Here is a 23,876-nt window from a genome sequence, read left to right as displayed (position 1 = left end):
CGGTGATGGCAGCGGCACCCGCGGTCGCGGCGCCGCAGCTGGTGGTCAACGGTACGTTCACCGGCGGCACCGCGCCCTGGTGGAGGTCGGCGAACACGTCGATGGCCGTGGACGCCGGGCGGCTGCGCGTCAACGTGACAGGCGGCACCGCCAACCCGTGGGACGCCATGATCGGACAGAATGACATCTCCCTGGTCAAGGGCAAGTCGTACACGCTCTCGTTCGACGCCGCGGCCTCCGCCCAGGTCAGCGCGGTCACCACCGTGCAGCTCGCGGACTCCCCGTACACCAGCGCCCTCGCCAGGACGATCTCGCTCAGCACGGTGAGCAAGCGCTTCAGCTTCCCCTTCACCTCGAGCCTGAGCACGTCGGCCGGGCAGGTGTCGTTCCAGCTCGGCAAGAACGCCGGCTTCGCCTTCTCCGTGGACAACGTCTCGCTGACCGAGACCACCACGTCGTCCCCCTCCCCGTCGCCCACGCCGAAGCCCACGCAGCCGGGATCCGGGCCGGTCGCCATGACCAGCGGCTTCTATGTCGACCCCAACTCCAACCCGGCGATCTGGGTGGGGAACAACGGCGGCGACTCCCGGGCGGCACGCATCAGGTCGTCCATCTCCTCCAAGCCGATGGCCCGCTGGTTCGGCGGCTGGAGCGGCGACGTCCGCGCCGCCGTGTCCCAGTACGTGGCCGCCGCGGACTCCGCCGACAAGCTGCCCGTGCTGGTGGCGTACAACATCCCGGGCCGTGACGCGTGCGGCGGGCACTCCGGCGGCGGCGCCGGCAGCGAGTCGGCGTACAAGACGTGGATCTCCGCGTTCGCGTCCGGCATCGGCAACCGTCCGGCGGTCGTCGTCATCGAGCCCGACTCCCTCGGCGACTTCGGCTGCATGAGTGACACCGCCATCGAGGCGCGCAACCGCATGCTGACGTACGCCACCCAGCAGTTCCGCGACAAGGCCCCCAACACCTGGGCCTACCTCGACGCCGGCAACGCCGGCTGGGTGGCGGCCGGGACGATGGCGACGCGGCTGAAGAACGCGGGCGTCGGCAACATCCGGGGCTTCGCGGTGAACGTCTCCAACTACTACCCGACCGCCCAGTCGGCCACGTACGCGTCGTCGGTCAACTCCTCGCTCGGCGGCGGCGCGAAGTGGGTGATCGACACCAGCCGCAACGGCAACGGCTCCAACGGCGACTGGTGCAACCCGGCCGGCCGCAAGCTCGGCGCCACCACGCAGCTGGGCGGCAGCGGCGGCACCGAGATGTTGTTGTGGGTGAAGGTCCCCGGAGACTCCGACGGCAACTGCGGCATCGCCCCGAACACGCCCGCCGGCCAGTTCAGCCCGGCGATCGCCGTGCGCCTGATCGACGGCACCTGATCGGACCTCGGAGAGCCGGCGGGCGAATCCGGCCGGCTCTCCTGACCATTGCCGCTAACCCGCGCGCAGCTTCTCCGCCGGGATGATCTGGCGGGTGATGGTGGGGCTGGACCAGTGGAGTTGGGCGATGGCGTCGTAGCCGTTGTCGTAGAACTCCATCTTGATGTCATGCGCTCCGGCGGTCAGCGCGATCTGGCCGCTGTCGTCGCGCTTGGAGTGGTCCGTCCAGTTGTCCACGAGGAGCGTCCCGTCGACCCAGAGCCGGACGCCGTCGTCGCTCGTGGTGATGAACGTGTACGTCTCCGCGCGGTCGGCGATCACCTTGCCCGTCCACCGCACGCTGAACGTGTCGGCGGACACGCCCGTGGCGGGCGCGTTCGCGCCCCAGTCGAAGTCCACGACCGGATCGACCCGGGTCAGCTTCGGAGCGGTCAGGTCGGCGTTGTCGAAGTACGTCGCGGACAGGCCCTGCTCGTCGATGACCAGGGTCGTCGCCGAACCCGGCGGGAGCGTGAGCGTGGCCTTGCCTCCGGCGATGGCGGCCGTGCCGGTGCGGTGCGGGGTCCACGCGTCGGCGGTGCTCTGCCAGATCGCGGCCGTGCCCGCCGTCAGGCCGGTGAACGCGAGCGTGGTGTCCAGCGGTTCGGCGCCGACGTTGACGAGGACGACGTTCTTGGCGGCGTCGGAGGCGAACACGTGCAGCCGGTCGCTGTCGGCGGTCGCCTCCACCATGGTCGTGCCGAACGGCCGGAACAGGCTTTCCCCGGTGAACATGCCGATGCCGTGATAGATGGGCAGCGGCTCGCTGCGCTGGATGCCGCCTTCGCCGTTCGTGCTGGTGAGGCCGAGCCGGCCGTTCTTGTCGCCGTACTGGTAGGCGGCGGCCCCGGCGTGCAGCATCTGGCCGAGCGCCGCGGCGCCCCACAGGGTGTTGAAGTGGGTCAGCGTACGGTGGCCGTCCGGGTCGTCGTAGTCGGAGTTGAACTCGCCGATCTGGATCTCGATCTTCCGGCCGAGCACGGACTCGGCGAGGGCGCTGACCTCCTTCAGATCCTTCTCGTATCCGCGGATGACGGATCCCAGGAGCTCTTCGTCGGTGACGGGCTCGGTGCCGTTGCCGTAGTCGTGATAGTCCAGGAAGTCGACGCGGTCGCCGGAACCCTCCAGGAACGCCCTGATGTAGCCGAGGTCGTTCCAAGCGGTGGCGGGGCCGCCGACCCGTACCGCCGGGTCCTTCGCGTCCAGAGCGTCGGTGATCATGTTGAACCGCTTGCTGTACTCCCCTGCCGTCATCTCCGGCTTCTCCGGGGTGCAGGTGCAGTTGAGCTCGTTGCCCAGGATGAACCGCCGCACCGGCGTGCCGGAGGCGGCGAAGTGCTCGTAGAGGGCGACCGCGTCGTCGCGGTTCACCTCGGCGGTCTGGCGGCCGTCCACCTGCAGGATGACCACCGGCTCCGCGCCCAGGTCGCGGATGGCCTTGATCCAGGCGTCGCCGGAAACGGTGGCGTCGCAATAGAAGCCGCCGCAGATGATCGGGCTGTCGTGGTTGCCCGGCTCCTGGTAGTGCAGTTCTATGCGCATCCGGCCCGCTTTGAGGTTCCGCAGGTGCTCGCGGTGCCGGGAGTCGTTCGTGATGTACGAGCCCTCACCGTAGCCGGTGATGCCGATGCCGTAGTCGGCGGCGGACAGCGTGCGTACCGGCTTGGTGAAATCGACCGCGACGGTGGCGGCCGCGGCCGCCTCCGCCGGAACTCCCGCCGGCCAGATCGCCACGGCGGCAGCCATGCCGCCCGCGAGAGCGGCACGCAGCGCGCGCCGAGCTAATGCAGTCATTGTTCTCCTGTCACAAGATCTATTGAGATCGCATGGATCATGACAGAGTCGAATGACGTTGGAGTGAACATCTCGTCAGGCGGACGCCGCACGCAGCAGACGAAGCTGGCCGATCTCGGCGGCGTTCTTCATGAGTTCGGAATTCACCCAGGCGATCATGTGGGCGACGGTGTGCTCGGAGTCCTTCGGCCACGGGAACGGGGCGGCGGCGTCCAGGTCGGCGCCCACGCCCCATCGGCGTCCGGCCGCATCGTCCAGCAGAGGGGCGCCGGCTCCCACAGGAAATCCTCGGGTTCCAGCCGCTCCAGGTGGTAGTCGAAGAGCGACCAGGTCAGGTCGAACTGCCAGCGCAGCAGATCACATCGAGACACTCGCATTGGTTGATCTTGCCATGCCTCTTTGAGGCCGTATCCGCTGCCGGGGTCGGCGGATCACTCGCGCCCGCGCGATCAGGCGCAAAGTAGTTGTGAGTGACCTGAACGACGTCCAAGAGCTTGTGTCATGCCAAGCCGCCACCGCTGTGGAAAGGAATGCCTTCGTGAGCCGGAAAATCATCCTCGACGTGGACACCGGAACCGATGACGCGGTCGCGATCATGTTCGCGGCGCTGCATCCAGACCTCGACCTGATCGGCGTCACCACCGTGAACGGCAACGTGCCGCTCGAAAACACCACCGACAACACGCTGCGCGTGCTCGACTGGATCGGAAGGCCCGACATCCCGGTCTTCGCGGGCCTGGCCCGCCCCATCGCCCGGCTCGGCTTTCCCTCCGCCAAGCACTTCGAGCGGGACTCCGGCGACGATCCGCACGGCAGCGCGTTGCCCATCCCGGAACCGCGCAGCGTGCGCCAGGACACCGGAGCCGTCGAATTCCTCGTCGAGACACTGCGTTCGGCCACCGAGCAGATCACCCTGGTTCCTGTGGGCCCGTTGAGCAACATCGCCACCGCGCTCGCCATCGATCCCTCCCTGACGGAGGCGGTCGACGAGGTGGTGATCATGGGTGGGGGACATGCGGTGACCAATGTGACCGCTTCGGCCGAGTTCAACATCTGGGCCGACCCCGAAGCCGCGAACATGGTCCTGTCCGCCGGCTTCGGCCGCCTCACCCTGGTGCCGCTCGACGCCACCTACCAGGCACTCATCACGCGGGACACCTGCACCGCGCTGGAAGAGTCCGCGACCCCCGCCGGGATCGCCGCCTCCCGGTTCATCTCCCTGCGCATCGACGCCTACGACGGGACGGTGGCCGTCGACGACGCCGCACCGGTACACGACGTGGTCTGCACCGCATACCTGGTACGGCCGGAGGTCATCACCACGCGCAGCCTGCACGTCACGGTCGACACCACCAGCCCCCTCACGATCGGCCGGACCGTGATGGACACCCGGCTCAAGAGTACGCAGAAACCCAACGCGGACGTCGCGTTCGGCGCGGACCCGCAACTCCTGGCGGACCTGCTGCTCGACGTCTTCACCCGGCCGCCGTCGGCGCCCGCTACGGAGAGGTGAGCGGTTCGGCCTGGTAGGCCCGGTGCAGCACCTGCACGAAGGACGGCGCTTCAGGCAAGGACACTGAGCCGATCCGGTGCACCGCCACACCCGGCGTCCATGAGTTCATGACCACAGCCCCCGCCAACGCCGGCAGGTCGGTGAGCGTGACCTCCTGGACGCGCTGCGGCACACCGAGGCGATCCAACTGCCGGCGGACGATGCCCATCGTGGTCCCGGCCAGCATCTCGGCCTCAGGCCACACCACCGTAGCGCCATCCCAAAAGGCCAGATTCCAGATCGACCCCTCACTGAGCCGACCCCGGCGGTCAACGAAGGCGGCGTCATCGAAGCCCTGTCCAACGGCCTGACGGAGAAAATATGTCTTGGCCACCTCTCCGACATGCTTCACGGCCGGGAGGACCCGTTCGTACTCGACCGTCGCCAGCGCGAGCGGGCCCTGCGGACCGGACGCGGCCGGTGCGGTGCGTACGAGCAGTTCGGGCTCCACATCAGTCCCTGCCACGGTGAACTCGCCCGCCGGGGAGTACATCGTGGCCATCAGCGACAGGTCAGCTGGACCAGCCTGTAGGGCCGCCCGCAGAAACGTCCGCACTCGATCGTCGGGCAACGCCTGACCGAACAGCTCCACCGAGGCGGACCGCAGCCGCTCCAGGTGGAGGTCGAGGCCCCGGACCCGGCCCCCGCGAACCTGCATGGCAGAGAAATGGGCATAGCCCGCGAAGGCGAGCGGCGCCAGCTCCTCGGCGCTCGCCGCGTGGCCATTACGTTGAACAACATAAGAAGACATGCGTCCCTCCAGCAGCGCGAAACGGAATGGTCTGCGGACAACCCGTATGGAATGTCCGGCCACGATGTGACGTTAAGGCTTGACATCGATGGCAAGGTCAATTTCAGGCGGGCGGGGTCGCATGCTGATCGGAGAGTTGTCCCGGCGTACCGGGGTCAGCTCGCGGCTGCTGCGCTACTACGAGGCGCAGGGATTGCTTGACGCCAGGCGTGGATCGAACGGCTACCGCTACTACGACGAGGACTCCGTCCTCACAGTGCGGCAGGTTCGTGCCCTGCTGAAGGCCGGCCTGTCCACCGAGGTGATCCGTTCAGTGCTGCCGTGTGCGCGGGGTGAGCGCCCGGAATTCGACTGGTGCGCGGACTTGCAGGCCATCTTGAACGGGGAGCTGGCGGCCATGGACGAGCGCATCGACAGCCTCCAGCGAAGCCGCGGCGCCCTGGTCGGCTACCTCGCGCAGCCCTGAGCCGTCCCAGCTCACGCAGCCATCCGAGGTGCGAAATTGTCGGAGGCGAGCGGCATGATGAATCCATGACCGACGCTCCCCCCATCACCGTCCTGGCCGACGACACGGCCTATGCCGAGGCCGTTCAGCTTGCCGTCGACTCCGCCGCCGCCTACTACGCCGACGGCACCTCCACGCTCGACGACGACGCATACGACCGGCTGGTCCGCGGCATCCAGGCGTACGAGGAGGCCCATCCCGAGGCGGTGCTGTCGTCCTCGCCGACGGGCAAGGTGGCCGGCGGGGCCGTGGTGGGCGATGTGCCGCACACGGTGCCCATGCTCAGCTTGGACAACGTCTTCGGCGCCGAGCAGCTCGCCGACTGGGCGGCCGGGCTGGAGCGCAGGATCGGGCGCCCGGTCGCCACGTGGAGTGTGGAGCCCAAGCTCGACGGGCTGGCGATCTCGGCCCGCTACCGGCACGGCCGCCTGACGCAGCTGGTCACGCGGGGTGACGGCACCGCGGGCGAGGACGTCTCACACGCCATCGGCACCATCGTCGGGCTCCCGGACCGGCTGGCCGACGCGGTCACGGTGGAGCTGCGGGGCGAGGTCATGATGACCACGTCGCAGTTCGAGGAGGCCTGCGCCAAGCGGCAGGCGCACGACGGCACCACGTTCGCCAACCCGCGCAGCGCCGCCGCGGGCACGCTGCGGACGCGGGAACGGCCATATGTGTGCGAGCTGACCTTCTTCGGCTACGGGGTGCTGCCGCCGCCTGACGACGACTCCGAGCTGGCCGTGCGCCTGCGGGAGCTGCCGCACAGCGAGATCATGGGCTGGGTGGCCGCGCAGGGCGTGCAGACCACCGCCGCCACGCCCGTGGCCGGGATCGTGGCCGAGACGCTGGAGCGGGTGCAGGAACGCGTCGGGGAGATCGCCGCGGTGCGTCCCGAGCTGCCGTTCGGGATCGACGGCATCGTGATCAAGTGCGACCTGACGGCCGACCAGGCGGAGGCCGGGTTCAGTTCGCGGGCGCCGCGCTGGGCGGTCGCGTACAAGCTGCCCGCCACCGAGAAGATCACCAAGCTGATCGGCGTGGAGTGGAACACCGGCCGCACCGGCATCATCGCGCCGCGCGCCGTGCTGGAGCCGGTCGAGCTCGACGGCAGTATCGTCACCTACGCCACTCTGCACAATCCCGCCGACATCGCCCGGCGTGGCTTGATGCTCGGCGACAGCGTCACCGTCTACAAGGCGGGCGATGTCATCCCCCGGGTCGAGGCGCCGGTCGTGCACCTGCGCACGGGTGAGGAGCGGCCCATCGAGATCCCGGCGGCCTGCCCGTCCTGTGGCGACGCCATCGACAACTCCCAGGAGCGGTGGCGGTGTGTGCGCGGCCGCGCCTGCCGCGCGATCGCCTCCATCGTCTACGCCGCGGGCCGCGACCAGCTCGACATCGAAGGCCTGGCCGAGAACCGCATCAAGCAGATGCTGGACGCGGGCCTCATCACCGACTTCGCCGACCTGTTCTTCCTGACCCGCGAGCAGTTGCTCGACCTGGAGCGCATGGGCGAGACCAGCACCGACAACCTGCTCGCGGCCCTCGAGCGGGCCAAGGGCCAGCCGCTCAGCCGGGTGTTCTGCGCGCTCGGCGTGCGCGGCACCGGCCGGTCCATGAGCCGCCGCATCGCCAGGCACTTCGGCAGCATGCAGGCCATCCTCGCGGCCGACGCCGAAGCGATCCAGGCGGTCGAGGGCATCGGCCCGGAGAAGGCCCCGGTGGTGGTGGCGGAGCTGGTCGAGCTCGCCGCCCTCATCGACAAGCTGGTCAAGGCTGGCGTCACCATGACGGAGCCAGGCTGGACACCACCCGTCGAGCCCGGTGCCGCCGAGGCCGACGGCGCGTTCGAGCTGCCGCTGGCTGGGATGTCCGTCGTGGTGACCGGCGCGATGAGCGGAGCGCTGGAGGCTCTGAGCCGCAACCAGATGAACGAGCTGATCGAGCGCGCGGGCGGCAAGGCGTCCTCCAGCGTCTCGGCCAAGACGTCGCTGCTGGTGGCCGGCGACAAGGCCGGGTCCAAGCGGGCCAAGGCTGAGAGCCTGGGCGTGCGGATCGTCGATCCGGAGGAGTTCGCCACCCAGGTCAGTGCCTTCCTGTGAGCGCCCTGCCCTAACGGCGTGGCTCTTCGCAGTGCCGCTGGGAGGAACGGTCGATAAGTGATCATCACTGGCTTCCCTCCACAAGGCGGCCGAACCACAGATCACCGGATCGCCACCCGCTTGCGTCAGTGCGCGGCAGGCTAAGTGATGGATTACTGTCACTTGTAGCGCGCAAGGCAAGTCTGTTCCGAGGCCGTCTTCTTCAGGAGATGACATGAGCGATTCTGTGACGTTGCCCCTGCACATGCGGCGCACCATGTTCGACCCGGTTCCCGAGCTCGCGTCGGTGCGCGACGGGGAAGGCGTGCATCGGACGTCTACCCCGTTCGGGATGGATGCCTGGCTCGTGACCCGCTACGCCGACGTCCGGCAGGTGCTCGGCGACCACCAACGCTTCAGCAACGCCCTGCCCCTGCAATTTCGCCCGCCGGGCGCGCCGGAGATGACCGACGAGCAGATCAAGGCGATGCGGGCCGGCAACCTGCTCGGTTTCGACCCGCCTGAGCACACGCGGCTGCGCCGGATGCTGACGCCCGAGTTCACCATGCGCCGGATGCGCCGCCTGGAGCCGCGTATCCACGACATCGTCGCCGACCACCTCGACGCCATGGAGCACACAGGACCGCCGGTCGACCTCATCACGGCCTTCGCCCTGCCGATCCCCTCCCTGGTGATCTGCGAGCTGCTCGGAGTGCCGTACGCCGACCGGGACGACTTCCAGCAGCGCACCGGCAGGCTGCTGGACCTCGCGCTGCCGGTCGAGGAGCGGATGGCGGCGCAGATGGAGTCGCGCTCCTACATGGCGGGCCTGGTCGCCCGTGCCCAGGCAGAGCCTGGCGAGGACATGCTCGGCATGCTCGTGCGCGAGCACGGCGACGACCTGTCCGCCGACGAGCTCGCGGGCATCGCCAGCCTGCTGCTGCTGGCCGGCCACGAGACCACCTCCAACATGCTCGGGCTCGGCACCCTGGCCCTGCTGCGCCACCCCGACCAGCTGGACCTGATCAGGAAGGAGCCCGAGCGGATCAACGCCGCGGTGGAGGAGTTGCTGCGCTGGCTCAGCATCGTGCACTCCGGCGTGGTCAAGTTCACCACCACCGAGGTCGAGGTGGCAGGTACGCGGATCCCGGCCGGCGCGCTGGTCATGTGCGCCCTGGCTGCCGCCAACCGCGACCCCGCGTTCATCTCCGAGCCCGATCGCCTCGACATCACCCGCGGCGACCTCGGCCACGTCGCCTTCGGTCACGGCGTGCACCACTGCCTGGGCGCGCCGCTGGCCAGGATGGAGATGCGCATCGCCTTCCCCGCCCTGTTCGAGCGCTTCCCCGGCCTGCGCGAGACCGGTACTCCGGCCGAGTTCCGCTCCTTCCACTTCGTGTACGGGCTGACCACCTTCGAGGTCGCCTGGTAGATCCGCCTTCCTTTGCGGTCCGCGCGGCTTGCTAGCCTTCAGCCTGTGCACGAGCAGCGACAGCGAGCCGACGCGCTGCGCAACGCCGACAAGATCGTCAGAGCGGCGATCGCGATCCTGCGCGAGCACGGCCCCGACGTCTCCCTCGAGGAGATCGCCCGGCACGCGGGGATTGGGAGCGCCACGGTCTACCGGCGCTTCGGCGACCGCGAGGGGGTGATCCGGGCGGCCTTCCAGGCCTACTTCGCCGAGGAGATCGAACCCCTCGTGCTGGCCGCCCGCGACACCCCCGACGCCGGGCAGGCGCTCAACGAGGCGCTGACCGCCACCGTCGCCACCCTCGCTGCCCATCGAGGGCTACTGAGGGCGGCCAAGGAATCGGGGGCGTTCACCGTCGACATCGCCGCGCGGTTCATGGGACCGCTCGGAGCCGTGCTGACCACGGCCCAGCGGCAGGGCCACGTGCGGGCCGACCTGATCGTCCGCGATCTGGCCGCGATCGTCGTCATGACGCTGGCCACCGTGCACCCAGACGACCCCGCCCACCACGACCCCCGCCGTTACCTGGCCCTGCTGCTGTCCAGCCTCCGGCCGTCGGCCGACGAATTGCCCGCCCCCTCCGACGCTCACCTGATCCCGGACTCGGACACCGGCCACTGCCCCCGGCGGTAAGGGGCCGCCGTGCCGGCGCGGCGCGGCCGCCTGCACCCGGTCCTTCCCGCACTGAGCAGGCAGATCGCGCTGCCGGCTTCGCCGTTGCCGGCGATCAGCAGGCCGACGTCCTGCCAGAAGGCCGGCAGCTCGACCATGGTGGATGGCCGACGGACGACTGGTGCTCGCCCTGGGCAGCCTCCGGCATGGCCTGGGTCTCGGGGTACGCAGGAAGGCGGGGTGGCCCCAGGTCTGCGCGTTGGTGTAGATCATGAGCATGTACCGCATCGAGGCTCCCTGCGTTCGTGGCTGGGCGCCTTTGATCAGGGGTCGGAGCCCAGGGGGCGGGTCTCGACATCTTCCGGCGAGAAATTCTCATGGAATACCAGCCGAGTCGATCTCTGCACTCTGGGCGGAAGGTGAGCGGAAGTCCACCTAAGCTTTCCCCCGCCCCCATGAGATGGAGTCGCCTGATGTCTCAGCAGTCCGGTGCTCGCGCGCAGGTGCACCACCTCAAAGTCACTCTCCAGGATTTCCGCCCGGCGGTGTGGCGGCGGCTTCAGGTGTCCTCCGAGGTGACGCTGGGCGAGTTGAGCGACATCCTGCAGGAAGCCTTCGCATGGGACGGCGACCACCTGCACAAATTCGTCGTCGCCAAGGCCGAATACGTGCCGGAGCTGCTGCTGGAGCCGCAGTTCCTCGGGCCGCCCCTGATCCACGAGGACGCCGTCCGCCTGATCCAGGTCGCGCCGCGCCCGGGCGCGATCCTGGACTACACCTACGACCTGGGCGACGAGTGGCGGCATCGGATCGAGGTGGAGGACATCGCCGCGGCCGAGCCGGACACGCGCTATCCGATCTGTACGGCGGGTCGTGGTGCCGCCCCCGAAGAGGACTCCCACGACTACACCCCCGGCGCCTTCACCGGAGCCGATCGGCTGGCGCTCAATCGGCTGTTCCGTGTCCACGGCGCACTGCCGGGGCGTGAGCTGCCGGTCTCGGCCAAGGAGATCGACCCGGTGTTCGCGGCACTGTTCCCGTGGCTCGTCCAAGGTGAGGGCGTGGATCGGGTGCTGGCGCCGCGCGAGATCGCGCCGCCCGACGAACTCACCGCGCGGGCCACCGCGTCCACGCTGGTCCGCCGGGCGCTCGCGCTGGCCTGCTGGGTGGGCCCCGCCGGACGTACGTTGACGCCCGGCAAGGTGTTGCGGCCGGACGACGCCGTCCAGGCCGTGGCCGATCTCGGGTTGGAGGAATCCCTCCTGCCTGCGCTACCGGACGACGTCGATCTTCTCGAAGGCGAGGAGAGGGCCGCTCGCCGGGGCGTCGCTCCGAAGAAGGTCCGCAGTGCCAAGGATCTGCCTGCGCTGCATGGTTTGTGGTGTGCCGCGGTCGAGGCCGGGCTCATCGAGATCCGCGGATCCAAGGCCGTCGCCGTACGTACGGGGCAAGGCGACCCCGTGGAGACGTGGGCGCGGCTGCTGGCGGGGCTGATGCGGGCCCGCGTACAGGCCGAGCAGGAGCATCGCTCCTACTACGGCCTTCAGGCGCCTCAGGAGGCGGTGTTCCCGATCAGCGCCGAGATCCTGGACAAGCTGGCGGAACGCCCGCTGCCGATGCTGCTTCCCGCGCTGCCCATCGCCGCGGCCACGGGCGATGCGACCGGCCTGTACGCGCTGAGCCGCGGCCTGCTCGGCGCCGTGCACGCCGCGATGAACGACTGGGCCCTGGCCGGTGTGATCGAGCAGACCGGCCAGGCCCCGGGTCCCGACGACCTCGAGCCCACGGTGGAAGAGCTGGTGGCGCACTTCTGGCGGGAGGACGATCCGTCGGCCGATCCGAAGGCCGCCGTGCGCGAGTTCCTCGGCGCGATTCCACGACCGGCGCTCGACGCGCTGTACGGCAGCACGGCCATCCGCCTGTCCCCGTTGGGCGCGTACGGCGTCCGCAGATTGCTCACCGCCCACGACTGGGCGGTGGAGCCATGACCATCACCTGCTCCGATGGACGCGTACGTAGTCGAAGTCGGCGTTGACGGCCGGCTGCGCTCCCCCGTGCGCGACCAGGCCGATGCGCGGTGCCGTGTCCTTCGGGAACGTCCACACGCCGCCCCAGGTCCACGTCTTGCCGTCGCGGCTGGAGCCGGCGCGGAACTCGTGTTCGCCGTTGGCCGGGTCCACGTGGTGGGCGAGCCGCAGCCAGGTGGTCTTGGCGGGCGGGCCGACGATGTTGCCGCCGTACGACAGGCGGCCGGCGAACGGCAGCTCCCTGCCGTACTCGACCTGGCGGGTGTTCCAGATGGCCACCTGGCTGAGGCGGGCGAAGTCGTCGTCGGAGACGTAGGCGACCAGGCCTGCCTGCTGGTAGTTGCGTACCGTGTCCTCGCCCAGGTCCAGGGTCACCTTGGTCTCGACGATGTAGTCGCCCTGCGGCGGGGTGCGCAGCAGCGCGCTCGCGGTGTTGGCCGTGCCCACCAGGTCCGAGCCCTGGACCGGCCAGCGCAGCACGCCGTCGGTGACGCGGGCGGCGGTGTCCTCGCGTACCCACTGCCAGCCGCGGCCCTGGCCGTCGAACTCGTCGGCGTCGATCAGCCGGCCCGGGCGCGGTACCGGCACGGCGCGGGTCACGGGGGTGGACAGCCGGGCCACGCTGACGTTGTCGAAGTCGGCCTGTCCTGTGGCGACCAGCCCGAACGTGCCGGACAGCGGGACGGGTGAGTCGAGCCGCACCGTGGCCTGGGGGTCGCCGAGCCGGGCGGCCGAGCCGACCTCTGCGATGATCGTCCGGCCCTTGATCGTGACGGCCAGGTTTCGCCAGGTCGTCGCGCCTCCCGGGAGAGCGGTTGTGCGGCGCGCACCGCCCGCGGCCACGGTAACGCTGTTTCCTGACAGCAACACGGTTGCCCCGCCAACGCGCAGGCCACCCGGCTGGCCTGCCAGCCGGAGGTCGGTCTCGGCACGCAGGTCGCCGCCGATGCCGCGGCGGGCGGTCAGCGTCGCTGCACCGCTTGCGACATGCCGGACATATCCATCCTGTACGGCCCACCCTTCCGCGTCACGCCACCCGGACAGGCCGCCGGTGAAGCGCTCGTCCACGGACCCGCGCGTGACCGGCGCCTCCACCGACCGCTCGGACGGCCCGGCACCGGCCCGCACCACCGGCCAGCCGTCGATCCAGTCCAGCCGATCCAGCAGCATCGGCCGCTCGTTGATCCCGTAGGGCTCGTCCAGGAACGGATCCGACCGATCGATCCCGTGGTACAACATCCAGTCCTGCCCGGCGAGGTCGGTCAGTTGCGAGTGGTGGCCGACCCCGATCCAGCGGTTCCCGTTCTGGTCCAGGACGGGGGTGCCGCCGGCGCGGGAGGCGAGCAGCGGCTGACCCTCGCGGTCGACGAACGGCCCGCGCGGGCCGGCGGATCGGCCGGCCAGGACCGAGTACCCGGTCGTGGGGCCGGCACAGCAGTTCGCGGACGAGGCCAGCAGGTAATAGAACCCGTCGCGTCGCACGACATAGGCACCCTCGAACCTGTTGTCGATGGCCACCTGCGTCGGCTTCCCCACGGTACGGAGCCCGTCAGCGGTCAGCTCCGTAACCCACAATCCACCGAAAAATCCCCCGAAGTAGAGATACTTCCGCCCGTCCGCGTCCGTGAACTGCGCGGGGTCGATCGTGTTCCAGTACGAATCCCCCGCCGGCCGCGGCGGCACCACGGGCGCCGCCTGATGTGTCCACGGCCCGGTCGGCGTCGGGGCCGTGGCGACGCCGATCGAGAAGTCCCACGGGTGCGGCGTGCTCGCGGTGTTCGTCACGGTGAAGTACATGACGTACCGTCCGTCGAGGTAGCGGACGTCCGGCGCCCACAGCAGGCTGCCGGGCGCCGCGTACGGCGGCAGGTCGTCCTCGCCGAACGCGTCCCCGACGTACGTCCACTCCACCAGGTCGCTGGACCGCGCGATGGGCAGCCGATGGTGCGTGCCCTCCCCTTCTCGCAGCGGGTCGGAGGTGCCGTAGGAGTACCAGTAGCCGTCGAGCCCCCGGACGACCGCCGGATCGGCGAAGGTGTCCGCGAGCCCGGCCGACACGGGGTTGGTGTAGGTCGGGGAAAGTAACGACAGGACGAGGGAAGCGACCGCTGCAATACGCATATATCAGCCTTTCAGGCCACTACGGGAGATGCCTTCGATGACGTAGCGCTGCGTCAGCGCGAACAGGATCAGCACCGGCACACTCGCCAGCACGGCACCTGCCATGATCACCGGATAGTCGATCGTGTACGCGCCCTGGAGGATGGACAGCCCGGGTGGCAGCGTGAAGTAGTCAGGGCTGAAGATCACGAAGATCGGCCAGATGAAGTCGTTCCAGTTGCTCAGGAAGCTCAGCACCGCGAGCGTCGCCAGCGCCGGCTTCGACAGCGGCAGCGTGACCCGCAGGAAGATGTGCCAATGGTTGGCCCCCTCCATGAGCGCCGCCTCGTCCAGCTCCCGGGGCAGCCCGAGGAAGAACTGCCGCAGGAAGAACACCCCGAACGCGCCCGCCGCCCCCGGCACGATCAACGCGGCCAGGCTGTCGAGCCACCCGAGCGAGTCGACGATGAGGAACGCCGGAATGAGGAAGACGAACCCCGGCACCAGCAGCGTCCCCACGATGACGCCGAACATCAGCCGCTTGCCCCGGAACTCCAGCCTGGCCAGCGCGTACGCCGCCAGCGAGGAGACGACCAGCACGAGCACCATCTGCCCGGTGGCCGCGATCAGGCTGTTGGCGAACCAGCGCAGCACGGGCGTCTGCGTGGTGCCCTCGAACAGGGTGCCGTACGCCCGGGCGGTCGGCTCGGCCGGCCAGAGCGTGGGCGGCACGCGGGTGGCCTCGGTCTGGCTCTTCAGCGAGGTGCCGAGCGCCCACACCAGCGGCGCCACGAAGACGACGGCCAGCGCGACCAGGACGGTGTAGCGCCTCATGACCGCCCCCTGAACAGCCGGAAGTTGATCACGCTGACGACGATCAGAGCGAGTGTGAGCACGTAGCTCATGGCCGAGGCGCTGCCCATTTTGTACTGGCCGAGGCCCTGGTCGAGGATGTACACGATCGCGGTCCTGGTCTCGCCGCCCGGCGCGCCCTGGGTCAGCAGGTACGACTGCCCGAACATGTTCGCCGAGGCCAGGACGGTGGTGGTCACGACGAACAACATGACCGGCCGCAGCCCCGGCAGCGTCACGTGGCGGAACTCCGCCCACCTGCCGGCCCCGTCCACCTTGGCGGCGTCGTACAGCTCACGCGGGATGTCCTGCATGCCCGCCAGATAAATCACGCCGTTGAACCCCAGCGTCCACCACACGGTGACGCCGACCAGCGCGACCCACCCCCACGGCAGCGACGTCGTCCACGCGATGTCGGTCCCCAGCAGCCAGTCGACGAGCCCGAGGTTCGGATCGAGCAGCAGCCGCCACATCAGGCAGACGACGGCCACCCCCAGCACGTACGGCGCGAAGAACAACCCGCGGAAGAACGTCCGCCCCCGGAACGGCCGGTTGAGCAGCAACGCGATCCCGAGCGGCAACACCACCAGGAACGGCACGCTGAGCAGCGTGAACACGCCGGTGGCCCGCATCGACATCCAGAAGTCGTCGTAGACGGCCGACGCGGGATCGAAGAGCGCCGCGTAGTTGTCCAGCCCCACGAACGGCCTGCCCTCGAGCAGGAAGTCCCAGTCGTGCAGGCTCACCCAGAGCCCGTAGATCGCGGGTGCCAGCACGAACACGCAGAACAGCACCAGATACGGGGCCATGAACAGGTACGGAGTGGCCCGCCCCGACCAGGCGGCCGACGTCGTCGCCCTGGCGGTGCCGGCCTTCGCGGTGAGCGTGGCCATCATCAGGCGCCGTACTTCTTCCGGTTCTGCTCGAGGACCTTGTCGGCTTTGGCGGCCGCCTCGGTGAGCGCGTCCTTCGGGCTCTTCTTCAGCAGGATCGCGGCGTTGATGGCCTGGTCCACGACGGCGGAGGCGTCGCCGATACCGGGGACGGACGGCAGGAAGTACAGATTGTCGATCTGGGAGCCGATCGCCGCCTGCTCCTTGAGCGTCTGGAACTCGCCGCCGTCGCGGATGGACTTGCGCGCGGGCACCTGGCCGGCCTTGGCCCATTCGATCGAGTGGCCGCTGATCCAGTTGATGAACACCTTGGCCGCGGTCAGCTTGTTCTGGTCGGGTTTGCGCTGCTTGAACACCACGAACTGGTGGGAGCCGGCCCAGGCGGCGGGCTCCGTACCGATCTGGGGCAGCGGCGCCACGCCCCACTCCAGGCCCTCGACCGCGCGCAGGGTGTTGATGGACCAGATGCCGTTCCAGTTGAAGGCGGCCTTGCCGTTCTGCAGGGCGATGAGGTCGGCGTCCTGGCCCACGTTCTTGGGGCTGTAGCCCTTGTTGACCAGCTCGACCAGCCAGGTCAGCGCCTGCACGCCGGGGTCCTCGGCGAAGCGGGAGGCACTGGCGTCGTCCCCGAACAGCTGCCCGCCGTGCTGGTAGAGCAGACTTCCGAACTGCATGCTGCCGGTGAACGGGAACGGCGTCGCCCAGTGCCCCTGGATGCCCGCCTTCTTCAGGACTTCGAGCGCGGCCAAATATTCCTCGCCGTTCTTGGGCGGGTTGTCCGGGTCGAGCCCGGCCTTGGTCAGGACCGTCTTGTTGTAGAACATGCCGAGCGGATGCACGTCGAGCGGGATCGAGTAGCGGGCACCCTTGTAGACGCCGGCCTGCCAGACCGGCGGGGAGAAGTCGGCCTCGGTCAGGTCGAGCGCCTTGGCCACGTCGTCGAGCGGTAACACCACCTGGCGGGCGGCGTTGGTGGCCACGCTGTCCACGTGCATCATGCCGAGATCGGGCCCCTGGCCCGCGGCCACCGCCGCGGGGACCTTCGTGTAGTAGTCCGCCCACTGGTAGACGTTCATGGTCACTTTGATGGTGGGGTGGGCGGCGTTGAACTGCTCGACCAGCCGCTTCATGAACGGGCCGTCGCCGCCGGTGAAGCCGTTCCAAAAAGTGAGGGCGACGGCGGGGCCGGTGTACTCCGTGGGGGCCGACGTCGCCGCCGCCGTCTGCTGAGAGGACTGTCTCGGGCCGCCGCCCCCGCCGCAACCGGTGAGCACGAGAGCTCCCAGGCCGAGGCCGAGCACGCGTCGCCGGGTGAGGTTGTCCAGGGACATCTGCATCACACTCCTGACCCATGTGGTGATGCCCCGTTCTACATCGTTGTATCTAACGTTGTAAACAGCGTTGCCCCTGTTCGTTACAGCGTTGTAAATCAGGCCCGGCAGGGCTTCGGCACTTGGCCGGCGACCAGATCGCGTACGGCCCGGAGCACCTGATCCGGCTGCTCCAGATGCATGTACTGGTGAGAGGCCCCTTCGATCACGCGCTGCTCGCCCCTCGGCACAGAGGCCGCGATCGCCGCCTGCATCCTGCGCACGCCGTCGAGGCCTTGGCGCATGAACTCCTCGGACGCGAACTGCGCCCAGTAGGGGTTGTCGCCGCCGGCGGTGAGCACGAGCAACGGGACATCGGGCAGGCCGCCGCCGTGCCGCAGCTCGTCGTAGATCTCGGTCTCGAAGTTCGCCGTCTCGTACAAGGAGCTGCGCCAGGAGACGAGATGGTGCTCGGCCAACGCCTCCCGCACCGGATCCGGCCACTCCTCGTAGAGCTGCGCGTACTGCGCACGGGCCAGCTCGATCTGCTCGCCGGTCAGGTCCGGCATCTGCTCCGGATCCTGCTTCATCTGCTCGTTGAGCTCGGCGGCCTCCGGCGGCATGTAGGCGAGAATGTCCTCGTGGCCCGGGTCCAGCAGGAGCAGCCCCGCCACCTCCGCCGGGAAGAGCTGGGCGTACCGGCGAGCGTAGAACGCGCCCAGCGAGTGTCCGGCCAGCACGTACGGACCGGGCACAGCGGCGACGCGCAGCAGCTCGCGCAGCTCACCCGCCACCGCACCGGCACTGCGCGGCAGATCCGCCGGATCGCTCCACCCCGTCCCCGCCCGGTCGTAGAGCACGCTCGTGGTGAACCCGGCGACCCGTTCCTGCAGGTTCAGGAAGTCCAGGCCGACCAGCCCGGCGCCCGGCAGGAAGACCACGGCGGGACCGCCGTCGCCTGAGCGGTGCAGCATCAGCCGCCGCCCACCCACCTCGTACAACCGCCCCAACGGCAGCATCACGCCTCCATTCTGACCATTCTCACTAAATGAGAACATTATCGCGGCATGAGACAATATGCCAGTGGAAGCGTTGGAACTGTTCGCCCATCCGGTACGGATGCGCATCGTGCACGCCATGGCCGGCAACCGGATCTTCACCACCTCCCAGCTCTGCGAGCTGCTGCCTGACGTCTCGAAGGCCACCGTCTACCGGCACGTCGCCGTACTGGCCGAGGCGGGGATCCTGGAGGTCGACGGCGAGGAGCGGGTGCGCGGGGCCGTTGAGCGCCGTTACCGGCTGCGCAGGGACCGGGTGGTCGTCGACGACGAGATGGTGGCGTCGGTGTCGCCCGAGGACCATCGCCGGGTGTTCGCCGCGGCGATCGCCACCCTGCTCGCCGAGTTCAACGCGTACCTGGACCGGGACGGGGCCGACCCGGTCGCCGACTTGGTGGGTTACCGCCAGCACGCGCTGTGGCTCAGCCCGGACGAGCTGACCGACCTGATCGAGAAGATGCGCGCCGCCATAGTGCCCCACCTGGCCCACGACCCGACGCCGGACCGCCGGCGCTACCTGCTCAGCCCGATCCTGTTCCCCATCGAGGATCCATAGATGTTCAGCGGAGCCGAGGTCGCGCCCTCAGCGGGCGGTCTTGTCAGCCGCACTACGGGCGGCAGGGATTCCCGCACGTTCCACGTCCGGCAATCCGGGCACTCCATGCTCGGCCAACGCAGGCGACTCCTGCTCCGGCCGGACCCGCTCGGAGTCGGCCGTGGCGACCTCGGCGCGCTCGTCGGTCTCGGCCGGCGCGCCGCCGCTCTGCGTCGCCCGGTCGAAGAAGCGCAGCAACTCGACAGGCAACGGCATGATCAGGGTCGAGTTCTTCTCCGCGGCGACCTCCACCACCGTCTGCAGCAGGCGCAACTGCAGGGCACCAGGTGTCTGGGACATGATGCCCGAGGCGTCGGCGAGCTTGCGTGCGGCCCTGAACTCACCGTCCGCGACGATCACCCGGGCGCGGCGCTCACGCTCGGCCTCGGCCTGACGGGCGATGGAGCGTTTCATGGAGTCGGGAAGCTGCACGTCCTTGATCTCGACCCGGTCGATGTGAATTCCCCAGCCCAGTGCCGGGCTGTCGAGCATCAGGGCGAGGCCCTTGTTCAGCTCCTCGCGATTGGTGAGCAGATCGTCCAACTCGCTCTTGCCGATGATCGAGCGCAGCGAGGTCTGCGCCACCTGCTCGACGGCGAACAGATAGTTCTGCACCTCGATGGCCGCCCGCATGGCGTCCTGCACCCGGAAATACACGACCGCGTCCACCTTGACGGAGACGTTGTCCCGGGTGATGCCCTCCTGCGTGGGAACGGGCATCGTGACGATCTGAACGTTGACCTTCTTCATGTGGTCGACGCCGGGGATGAGGAGCCTGAAGCCGGGCTGCCGGATCCGCTCCTGTGCCCTGCCGAACCGGAAGACGATGCCGCGCTCGACCTGATTGACCACCCGCACGCCGGTGACCGCAGCCAGGAAGAGGAGGAAGGCGATGACCCCTAGCACGATATTGATGTCCATGGCCGTATCCCTTCTCTTTCGAGACTAGTCCCGGCCACGCTTCAAAGGAAACCGCCACCGTCCGGACCTGCGCTTTGTCCTCCTCCGCCGATCCCGCCCTCCGCACATCGATCAGCTCCGGCGCGCCGCCCCCTACGGCTCGTCGGCGCCGACGGCGACGAACCCGGTCCCGGCCCGGTAGTTCGGTGACTGATGCCGGAAGTAGGTGTTGTAGACCTCGCAGTAGCGTCCGCCACGCGCCAGCAACGTCCCGTGATCACCTTCCTCCACGATGCGCCCGTGATCCAGCACGATGATCCGATCGACGTGCTCAATGGTGGACAGCCGGTGCGCGATGACGATCGAGGTCCGCCCGGCCAGCACCACATCCAGTCCCTCTTGGATCTGGGCTTCGGTCAGCGGATCCACACTGGCCGTGGCCTCGTCCAGGACGACGATCGCCGGGTCCTGGATGAGCAGCCGAGCCAGCGCGACGAGTTGCCGCTGCCCCATGGACAGGGCCCGCCCGTGCTCCCCCACGTCCGTCTCCAGCCCGTTGGGCAGGGCGTCGATCCAGTCGCCGCCACCCACGGCCGCCGCTGCCGCGCGTACCTCGTCATCGCCCGCCTCCGGCCGCGGATAGCGGATGTTGTCCGCGACCGTGCCGCTGAACAGGAACGGAACCTGCGGCACCGCCCCGATCTGGCGGCGATAACTCCCTAACTCCAGGCTGCGGATGTCCCGCCCGTCGATCAGCAGCCGGCCTTCCTGGAACTCGTAGAACCGTGTGATCAGCTTGCTGAGCGTCGACTTCCCGGCTCCGGTGTGGCCCACGAGCGCCACGGTCTCCCCCGCCTCGATGACCAGGTCGAAGTCACGCAGCACGAGATGGCCGGGGTCGTAGCCGAATGTCACGCCCTCGAACGCGATGCGCCCCGCCAGCTTCCCCGCCGGCTGTGTGTCCGTCTGCACCACCCGGGGCTCCGCGTCGATCAACGCGAAGACCCGTTCCGACGCGGACAGCCCTTGCTGGAACTGCGACCAGAACGCGGCAATGGACGTCAGCGGGAACCAGAACAGCGAGACGCCCTGCAGGAACAGATACCAGTCCCCGGCGGACAGGCCACCGGCCAGCACCTCCGTCCCGCCCACCTGCACGAGGGCGACCGTCGCGACCCCTGCCACCAGGAACAGCACGGGAAAAATGGTGGAGAAGACGAAGCCCTGCCTGAGCGTCACCTCGTAGCTCTGCCGGTTGATGGGCCGGAACTCGTCGTAGACCTGCCGCTCCTGCCGGAAGTTCTTGGCCACCGCGATCCCGCCCATGGTCTCCTGCAGGTTCGCGTTGACCCGGCTCAGCGAGCGTTGCGCGCGCCGTGTGCTGGCCCTGGCCAGCCGCCGGAACAGCAGCGCGAACCCCACCACGACGGGCACCACCAGCAACGTCAGCAGCGCGAGCTCGACACTGCGCACGAACAGCAGCGCCGTGACGAAGCCCACCATCAGCACCTGGCTGATCAGGTCCATCGTCAAGGTGGACACGGTGGCGAAGTCATCGGTGTCGGACGTCACCCGGCTGACGATCTTGCCGGACGGCGTCTCGTCGTAGAACGACAGGTCTCGCTCCAGCACCGCGTCGAACGCGTCCTCGCGCAGCCGCAGGACCACGTCTCCGGTGACGCGGGCGCTGTTCTTCTGCCGGATGTAGTTGAACACCCAGGAAAGCCCGCCGGTGACCAGGATCCCGGCCGCGAGCAGCCATCCGATCTCGCCGATGCTGCCGTCCGCGATCGCGTCCACGGCGAGGCTGCCCAGCGCCGGGATGGCCGCCTGGCTCGCCGACAGCAACACGATCATGGTGGCGACCAGGAACATCGCCCCCATTTTCGGCCGGAAGTACGACATGATCCGGCGCAGCAGGTCGCGGTCGCTGTAGGTGCGGTCGTAGTCCTCGGCGTCGAGGCCGTCCATGATGAAGCCCATCAGCGCGCCCCTCCCTGCTCGGTAGCCAGCAGAGACTCTTCCTCGCGCACCTCGTCACCCATCTCGACCTCGTCGTAGTGTGCGAAGACCCGCCGGTAGAGCCGGCTGCGCGCGATGAGCTCGTCGTGCGTGCCGAAGTCGACGACCTCTCCGCGTCTGAGCAGCAACACCTTGTCCGCCCACCGGATCTGCGACAGCCGATGAGTGATCAGCAATGTCGTCCGTCCATCCAGGATCCGCCCGATGGCCTGCTGGATCTTGTCCTCGGTCGCCGAGTCGATGGCGCTGGTGGAGTCGTCGAGCACGAGAATCGCCGGATCGGTCAGCAGGGCCCGGGCGATGGCCAGCCGCTGCCGCTGCCCGCCCGACAGCGTGACCCCCCGCTCTCCGATCACGGTGTCGTATCCGTCCTCCAGCTCCGCGATGAACTCCGCGGCCTGCGCGTCCTCGGCGGCCCTGACCACCGCCTCGCGGTCGGCGCGCTGCCCCAGGCTGAACGCGATGTTCTCCGCCACGGGCCGTGAGAACAGCACGATGTCCTGTTCGATCGTGGAGATCTGCGACCGCAGCGAGTCCAGGTCCCACTCCCGTACGTCCACGCCGTCGACGAGGATCCGCCCGGCCGTGACGTCGTAGATCCGTGGCACCAGCTTGGTGAGCGTGCTCTTCCCCGACCCGGTCTCCCCGACGATCGCCACCGTCTCGCCGGGCCGCACGGTGAACGTCACCCCACGCAGGACCGGGTCGCCGTCCTCTTCGTACCCGAACGTGACGTCCTCGAAGGCGATCTCCCCGCTGATCGGCGCGGCATGCCCGTCCGCCCGCTGCTCGATCTCGCTCTCGGAGGTGATGATGCTCAAGATCCTTTCCGAGGAAACGATCCCGATCTGGATGAGCGAGAACGTGAAGATCGACATCTGGGTGGGGAACCCGAGCATGCCCATGAGCCCCATGAAGGCGACCACCTCGCCAAGGGTGATCGCCCCGATGCCCTGGAGGTAGAGGGCATGCCACAACGCCCCGGCCATCGCGAAGGAGAACAGCAGGGTGGGCAGGTAGCGTGCCTGCACCAGCCCATTCCGTACGAACAGGTCGCGGTAGCGCCGCGCGTTGGTACGGAAGCGCTGCCGTTCCTGCCCCTCCTGCGCGGTCACCTTGATGACCTCGATGCCGCGCACGGCCTGGTTGAGGCTCGCGTTGAGATCGCCGAACTGCTCCCGCATCCGGGTCGCCACCGGGTTGAGCTGCCTCATGTAGTGCCAGAGCGCGATCACGAACACGACCGCGAACGCCCCGGGCGCCAGCAACAACCGCGGATCGATCGCCGCGATGAAGAACAACGGCACGATCCCGGTGAGCCCGGAGTCCACGATGAGATCGACCCCCGGCGTGATCATGATCGACAACTGCCGGATGTCGTTGGCGGCCCGGGCCATCAAGTCGCCCACCCGCTGCCGGTTGTGGAAGGTCTGGCTCTTGCCCAGCAGGCTCACGTACAGCTCGTCACGCGCGTCCCGCTCAAGCCGCTTGGCCAGCACCTCGCTCGACAACCGCGCCACGAGGTCGAACAACCCGCGGGCCGTCACGATCGCCAGCAACGCCAGCGCGATCAGCCCGAGCGCGTCCAACGGCTGGCCCCGCTCACCCAGCACCGCGTCGAAGGCGTCACCGGTGAACTGCGGCACCATGGCGTTGAGCACCGTCATGACGATCGACCCGCCGAGGAACCCGAGCAGGTGCAGCGGATGACGCCGTAGATGGGACCAGAGCCAGCGGACCGGACCGCGCTGGTTGTGGCGTGGCCCGGCTACGGAGAACTCCGATGTGCTGGTGGTCACGAGCACCGCCCCCGATGCGGCTAGGTGAGTCTTCGACCCTGCTTTCTACCACCGGCCACCGACAGTTTCCCATCGATTTTGCCGCCGCAGCCGGTGGTCCACCCGCCGCCGCGGCGCCGTCGCGGACTCTCCCGGC

Annotated in this window: 19 protein-coding genes; 8 read left to right on the top strand and 11 right to left on the bottom strand. The window is 68.9% G+C overall.

Features of this window, described 5'->3' with window-relative positions; genetic code table 11:
• Nucleotides 1-5: 5 nt before the first annotated feature.
• Nucleotides 6-1,379, top strand: coding sequence for a glycoside hydrolase family 6 protein (locus ACIBX3_RS34295; protein ID WP_397124357.1), 1,374 nt, complete (start codon nucleotides 6-8; stop codon nucleotides 1,377-1,379).
• Between the two features lie 54 nt (nucleotides 1,380-1,433).
• Here ACIBX3_RS34295 and ACIBX3_RS34290 read toward each other — a convergent pair whose 3' ends face one another.
• Complete coding sequence (locus ACIBX3_RS34290) at nucleotides 1,434-3,212, bottom strand: PA14 domain-containing protein (protein WP_397124355.1); 1,779 nt, start codon at nucleotides 3,210-3,212, stop codon at nucleotides 1,434-1,436.
• A 75-nt stretch (nucleotides 3,213-3,287) separates the two neighbouring features.
• Complete coding sequence (locus ACIBX3_RS34285) at nucleotides 3,288-3,491, bottom strand: hypothetical protein (RefSeq protein ID WP_397124353.1); 204 nt, start codon at nucleotides 3,489-3,491, stop codon at nucleotides 3,288-3,290.
• A 259-nt stretch (nucleotides 3,492-3,750) separates the two neighbouring features.
• On the opposite strand from ACIBX3_RS34285, the gene ACIBX3_RS34280 reads away from it, so the two are divergent.
• Nucleotides 3,751-4,725: a nucleoside hydrolase gene (locus ACIBX3_RS34280; protein ID WP_397124351.1), complete on the top strand. Its 975-nt coding sequence runs from the start codon at nucleotides 3,751-3,753 to the stop codon at nucleotides 4,723-4,725.
• Here the strand turns inward: ACIBX3_RS34280 and ACIBX3_RS34275 are convergent.
• Nucleotides 4,712-5,578: an aminotransferase class IV family protein gene (locus tag ACIBX3_RS34275; protein WP_397124349.1), complete on the bottom strand. Its 867-nt coding sequence runs from the start codon at nucleotides 5,576-5,578 to the stop codon at nucleotides 4,712-4,714. The genes ACIBX3_RS34280 and ACIBX3_RS34275 overlap by 14 nt on opposite strands.
• 58 nt (nucleotides 5,579-5,636) lie before the next feature.
• Here ACIBX3_RS34275 and ACIBX3_RS34270 point away from each other — a divergent pair, with 58 nt between their 5' ends.
• The 5 genes from ACIBX3_RS34270 to ACIBX3_RS34250 all read left to right on the top strand — a co-directional run bounded on the left by ACIBX3_RS34270 (nucleotide 5,637) and on the right by ACIBX3_RS34250 (nucleotide 12,172).
• Nucleotides 5,637-5,981 (top strand): MerR family transcriptional regulator, encoded by a 345-nt coding sequence (locus ACIBX3_RS34270; protein WP_397124347.1) that lies wholly within the window; start codon nucleotides 5,637-5,639, stop codon nucleotides 5,979-5,981.
• A gap of 65 nt (nucleotides 5,982-6,046) precedes the next feature.
• On the top strand, nucleotides 6,047-8,122 hold the full coding sequence (ligA, locus tag ACIBX3_RS34265) for an NAD-dependent DNA ligase LigA (protein ID WP_397124345.1): 2,076 nt from the start codon (nucleotides 6,047-6,049) through the stop codon (nucleotides 8,120-8,122).
• 214 nt (nucleotides 8,123-8,336) lie between these two features.
• A complete protein-coding gene (locus ACIBX3_RS34260) occupies nucleotides 8,337-9,533 on the top strand; it encodes a cytochrome P450 (RefSeq protein ID WP_397124343.1) in 1,197 nt (398 codons plus the stop codon).
• Between the two features lie 45 nt (nucleotides 9,534-9,578).
• Nucleotides 9,579-10,205 carry a TetR/AcrR family transcriptional regulator gene (locus tag ACIBX3_RS34255; protein ID WP_397124341.1) on the top strand — a complete coding sequence of 209 codons (627 nt, stop codon included), beginning with the start codon at nucleotides 9,579-9,581 and terminating at the stop codon, nucleotides 10,203-10,205.
• 452 nt (nucleotides 10,206-10,657) lie between these two features.
• Entirely contained in the window at nucleotides 10,658-12,172 is a 1,515-nt protein-coding gene (locus ACIBX3_RS34250) for a plasmid pRiA4b ORF-3 family protein (RefSeq protein ID WP_397124339.1), read from the top strand.
• Between the two features lie 3 nt (nucleotides 12,173-12,175).
• On the opposite strand, the gene ACIBX3_RS34245 is transcribed toward ACIBX3_RS34250, so the two are convergent.
• The 5 genes from ACIBX3_RS34245 to ACIBX3_RS34225 all read right to left on the bottom strand — a co-directional run bounded on the left by ACIBX3_RS34245 (nucleotide 12,176) and on the right by ACIBX3_RS34225 (nucleotide 18,385).
• Nucleotides 12,176-14,332 (bottom strand): family 43 glycosylhydrolase, encoded by a 2,157-nt coding sequence (locus tag ACIBX3_RS34245; RefSeq protein WP_397124337.1) that lies wholly within the window; start codon nucleotides 14,330-14,332, stop codon nucleotides 12,176-12,178.
• A gap of 3 nt (nucleotides 14,333-14,335) precedes the next feature.
• Nucleotides 14,336-15,145 (bottom strand): carbohydrate ABC transporter permease, encoded by an 810-nt coding sequence (locus ACIBX3_RS34240; RefSeq protein ID WP_397124335.1) that lies wholly within the window; start codon nucleotides 15,143-15,145, stop codon nucleotides 14,336-14,338.
• Nucleotides 15,142-16,059 (bottom strand): carbohydrate ABC transporter permease, encoded by a 918-nt coding sequence (locus ACIBX3_RS34235; RefSeq protein ID WP_397124333.1) that lies wholly within the window; start codon nucleotides 16,057-16,059, stop codon nucleotides 15,142-15,144. Before ACIBX3_RS34235 ends, ACIBX3_RS34240 begins: the two co-directional genes overlap by 4 nt.
• The gene (locus ACIBX3_RS34230; protein WP_397124331.1) at nucleotides 16,059-17,393 is read right to left on the bottom strand and encodes an ABC transporter substrate-binding protein; all 1,335 of its coding nucleotides are present in this window, start codon (nucleotides 17,391-17,393) and stop codon (nucleotides 16,059-16,061) included. Before ACIBX3_RS34230 ends, ACIBX3_RS34235 begins: the two co-directional genes overlap by 1 nt.
• A gap of 92 nt (nucleotides 17,394-17,485) precedes the next feature.
• A complete protein-coding gene (locus ACIBX3_RS34225; RefSeq protein WP_397124778.1) occupies nucleotides 17,486-18,385 on the bottom strand; it encodes an alpha/beta fold hydrolase in 900 nt (299 codons plus the stop codon).
• A 64-nt stretch (nucleotides 18,386-18,449) separates the two neighbouring features.
• On the opposite strand from ACIBX3_RS34225, the gene ACIBX3_RS34220 reads away from it, so the two are divergent.
• Complete coding sequence (locus tag ACIBX3_RS34220) at nucleotides 18,450-18,980, top strand: helix-turn-helix domain-containing protein (protein ID WP_397124329.1); 531 nt, start codon at nucleotides 18,450-18,452, stop codon at nucleotides 18,978-18,980.
• Nucleotides 18,981-19,007: 27 nt separating this feature from the next.
• Here ACIBX3_RS34220 and ACIBX3_RS34215 read toward each other — a convergent pair whose 3' ends face one another.
• The 3 genes from ACIBX3_RS34215 to ACIBX3_RS34205 all read right to left on the bottom strand — a co-directional run bounded on the left by ACIBX3_RS34215 (nucleotide 19,008) and on the right by ACIBX3_RS34205 (nucleotide 23,740).
• Nucleotides 19,008-19,940, bottom strand: a complete 933-nt coding sequence (locus tag ACIBX3_RS34215) for an SPFH domain-containing protein (protein WP_397124328.1) — start codon at nucleotides 19,938-19,940, stop codon at nucleotides 19,008-19,010.
• A gap of 132 nt (nucleotides 19,941-20,072) precedes the next feature.
• Nucleotides 20,073-21,902, bottom strand: a complete 1,830-nt coding sequence (locus tag ACIBX3_RS34210; RefSeq protein WP_397124327.1) for an ABC transporter ATP-binding protein — start codon at nucleotides 21,900-21,902, stop codon at nucleotides 20,073-20,075.
• Entirely contained in the window at nucleotides 21,902-23,740 is a 1,839-nt protein-coding gene (locus ACIBX3_RS34205) for an ABC transporter ATP-binding protein (protein ID WP_397124326.1), read from the bottom strand. Before ACIBX3_RS34205 ends, ACIBX3_RS34210 begins: the two co-directional genes overlap by 1 nt.
• Nucleotides 23,741-23,876: the final 136 nt, after the last annotated feature.

The sequence above is a fragment of the Nonomuraea sp. NPDC049480 genome (assembly GCF_044465905.1).
In the GTDB taxonomy this organism is placed as follows: Bacteria; Actinomycetota; Actinomycetes; order Streptosporangiales; family Streptosporangiaceae; genus Nonomuraea.
The sequence above is the reverse complement of the archived record's forward strand: the minus strand, read 5'-3'. Positions and strand labels throughout refer to the sequence as shown.

What these genes read in the sequence shown, in the direction of transcription:
- ACIBX3_RS34295 (WP_397124357.1), top strand. Translation starts at nt 6, where the DNA reads ATGGCAGCGGCACCCGCGGTCGCGGCGCCGCAGCTGGTGGTCAACGGT.
- ACIBX3_RS34290 (WP_397124355.1), bottom strand. Translation starts at nt 3,212, where the DNA reads ATGACTGCATTAGCTCGGCGCGCGCTGCGTGCCGCTCTCGCGGGCGGC.
- ACIBX3_RS34270 (WP_397124347.1), top strand. Translation starts at nt 5,637, where the DNA reads ATGCTGATCGGAGAGTTGTCCCGGCGTACCGGGGTCAGCTCGCGGCTG.
- ligA (WP_397124345.1), top strand. Translation starts at nt 6,047, where the DNA reads ATGACCGACGCTCCCCCCATCACCGTCCTGGCCGACGACACGGCCTAT.
- ACIBX3_RS34260 (WP_397124343.1), top strand. Translation starts at nt 8,337, where the DNA reads ATGAGCGATTCTGTGACGTTGCCCCTGCACATGCGGCGCACCATGTTC.
- ACIBX3_RS34250 (WP_397124339.1), top strand. Translation starts at nt 10,658, where the DNA reads ATGTCTCAGCAGTCCGGTGCTCGCGCGCAGGTGCACCACCTCAAAGTC.
- ACIBX3_RS34245 (WP_397124337.1), bottom strand. Translation starts at nt 14,332, where the DNA reads ATGCGTATTGCAGCGGTCGCTTCCCTCGTCCTGTCGTTACTTTCCCCG.
- ACIBX3_RS34240 (WP_397124335.1), bottom strand. Translation starts at nt 15,145, where the DNA reads ATGAGGCGCTACACCGTCCTGGTCGCGCTGGCCGTCGTCTTCGTGGCG.
- ACIBX3_RS34235 (WP_397124333.1), bottom strand. Translation starts at nt 16,059, where the DNA reads ATGATGGCCACGCTCACCGCGAAGGCCGGCACCGCCAGGGCGACGACG.
- ACIBX3_RS34230 (WP_397124331.1), bottom strand. Translation starts at nt 17,393, where the DNA reads ATGCAGATGTCCCTGGACAACCTCACCCGGCGACGCGTGCTCGGCCTC.
- ACIBX3_RS34225 (WP_397124778.1), bottom strand. Translation starts at nt 18,385, where the DNA reads ATGCTGCCGTTGGGGCGGTTGTACGAGGTGGGTGGGCGGCGGCTGATG.
- ACIBX3_RS34215 (WP_397124328.1), bottom strand. Translation starts at nt 19,940, where the DNA reads ATGGACATCAATATCGTGCTAGGGGTCATCGCCTTCCTCCTCTTCCTG.
- ACIBX3_RS34210 (WP_397124327.1), bottom strand. Translation starts at nt 21,902, where the DNA reads ATGGGCTTCATCATGGACGGCCTCGACGCCGAGGACTACGACCGCACC.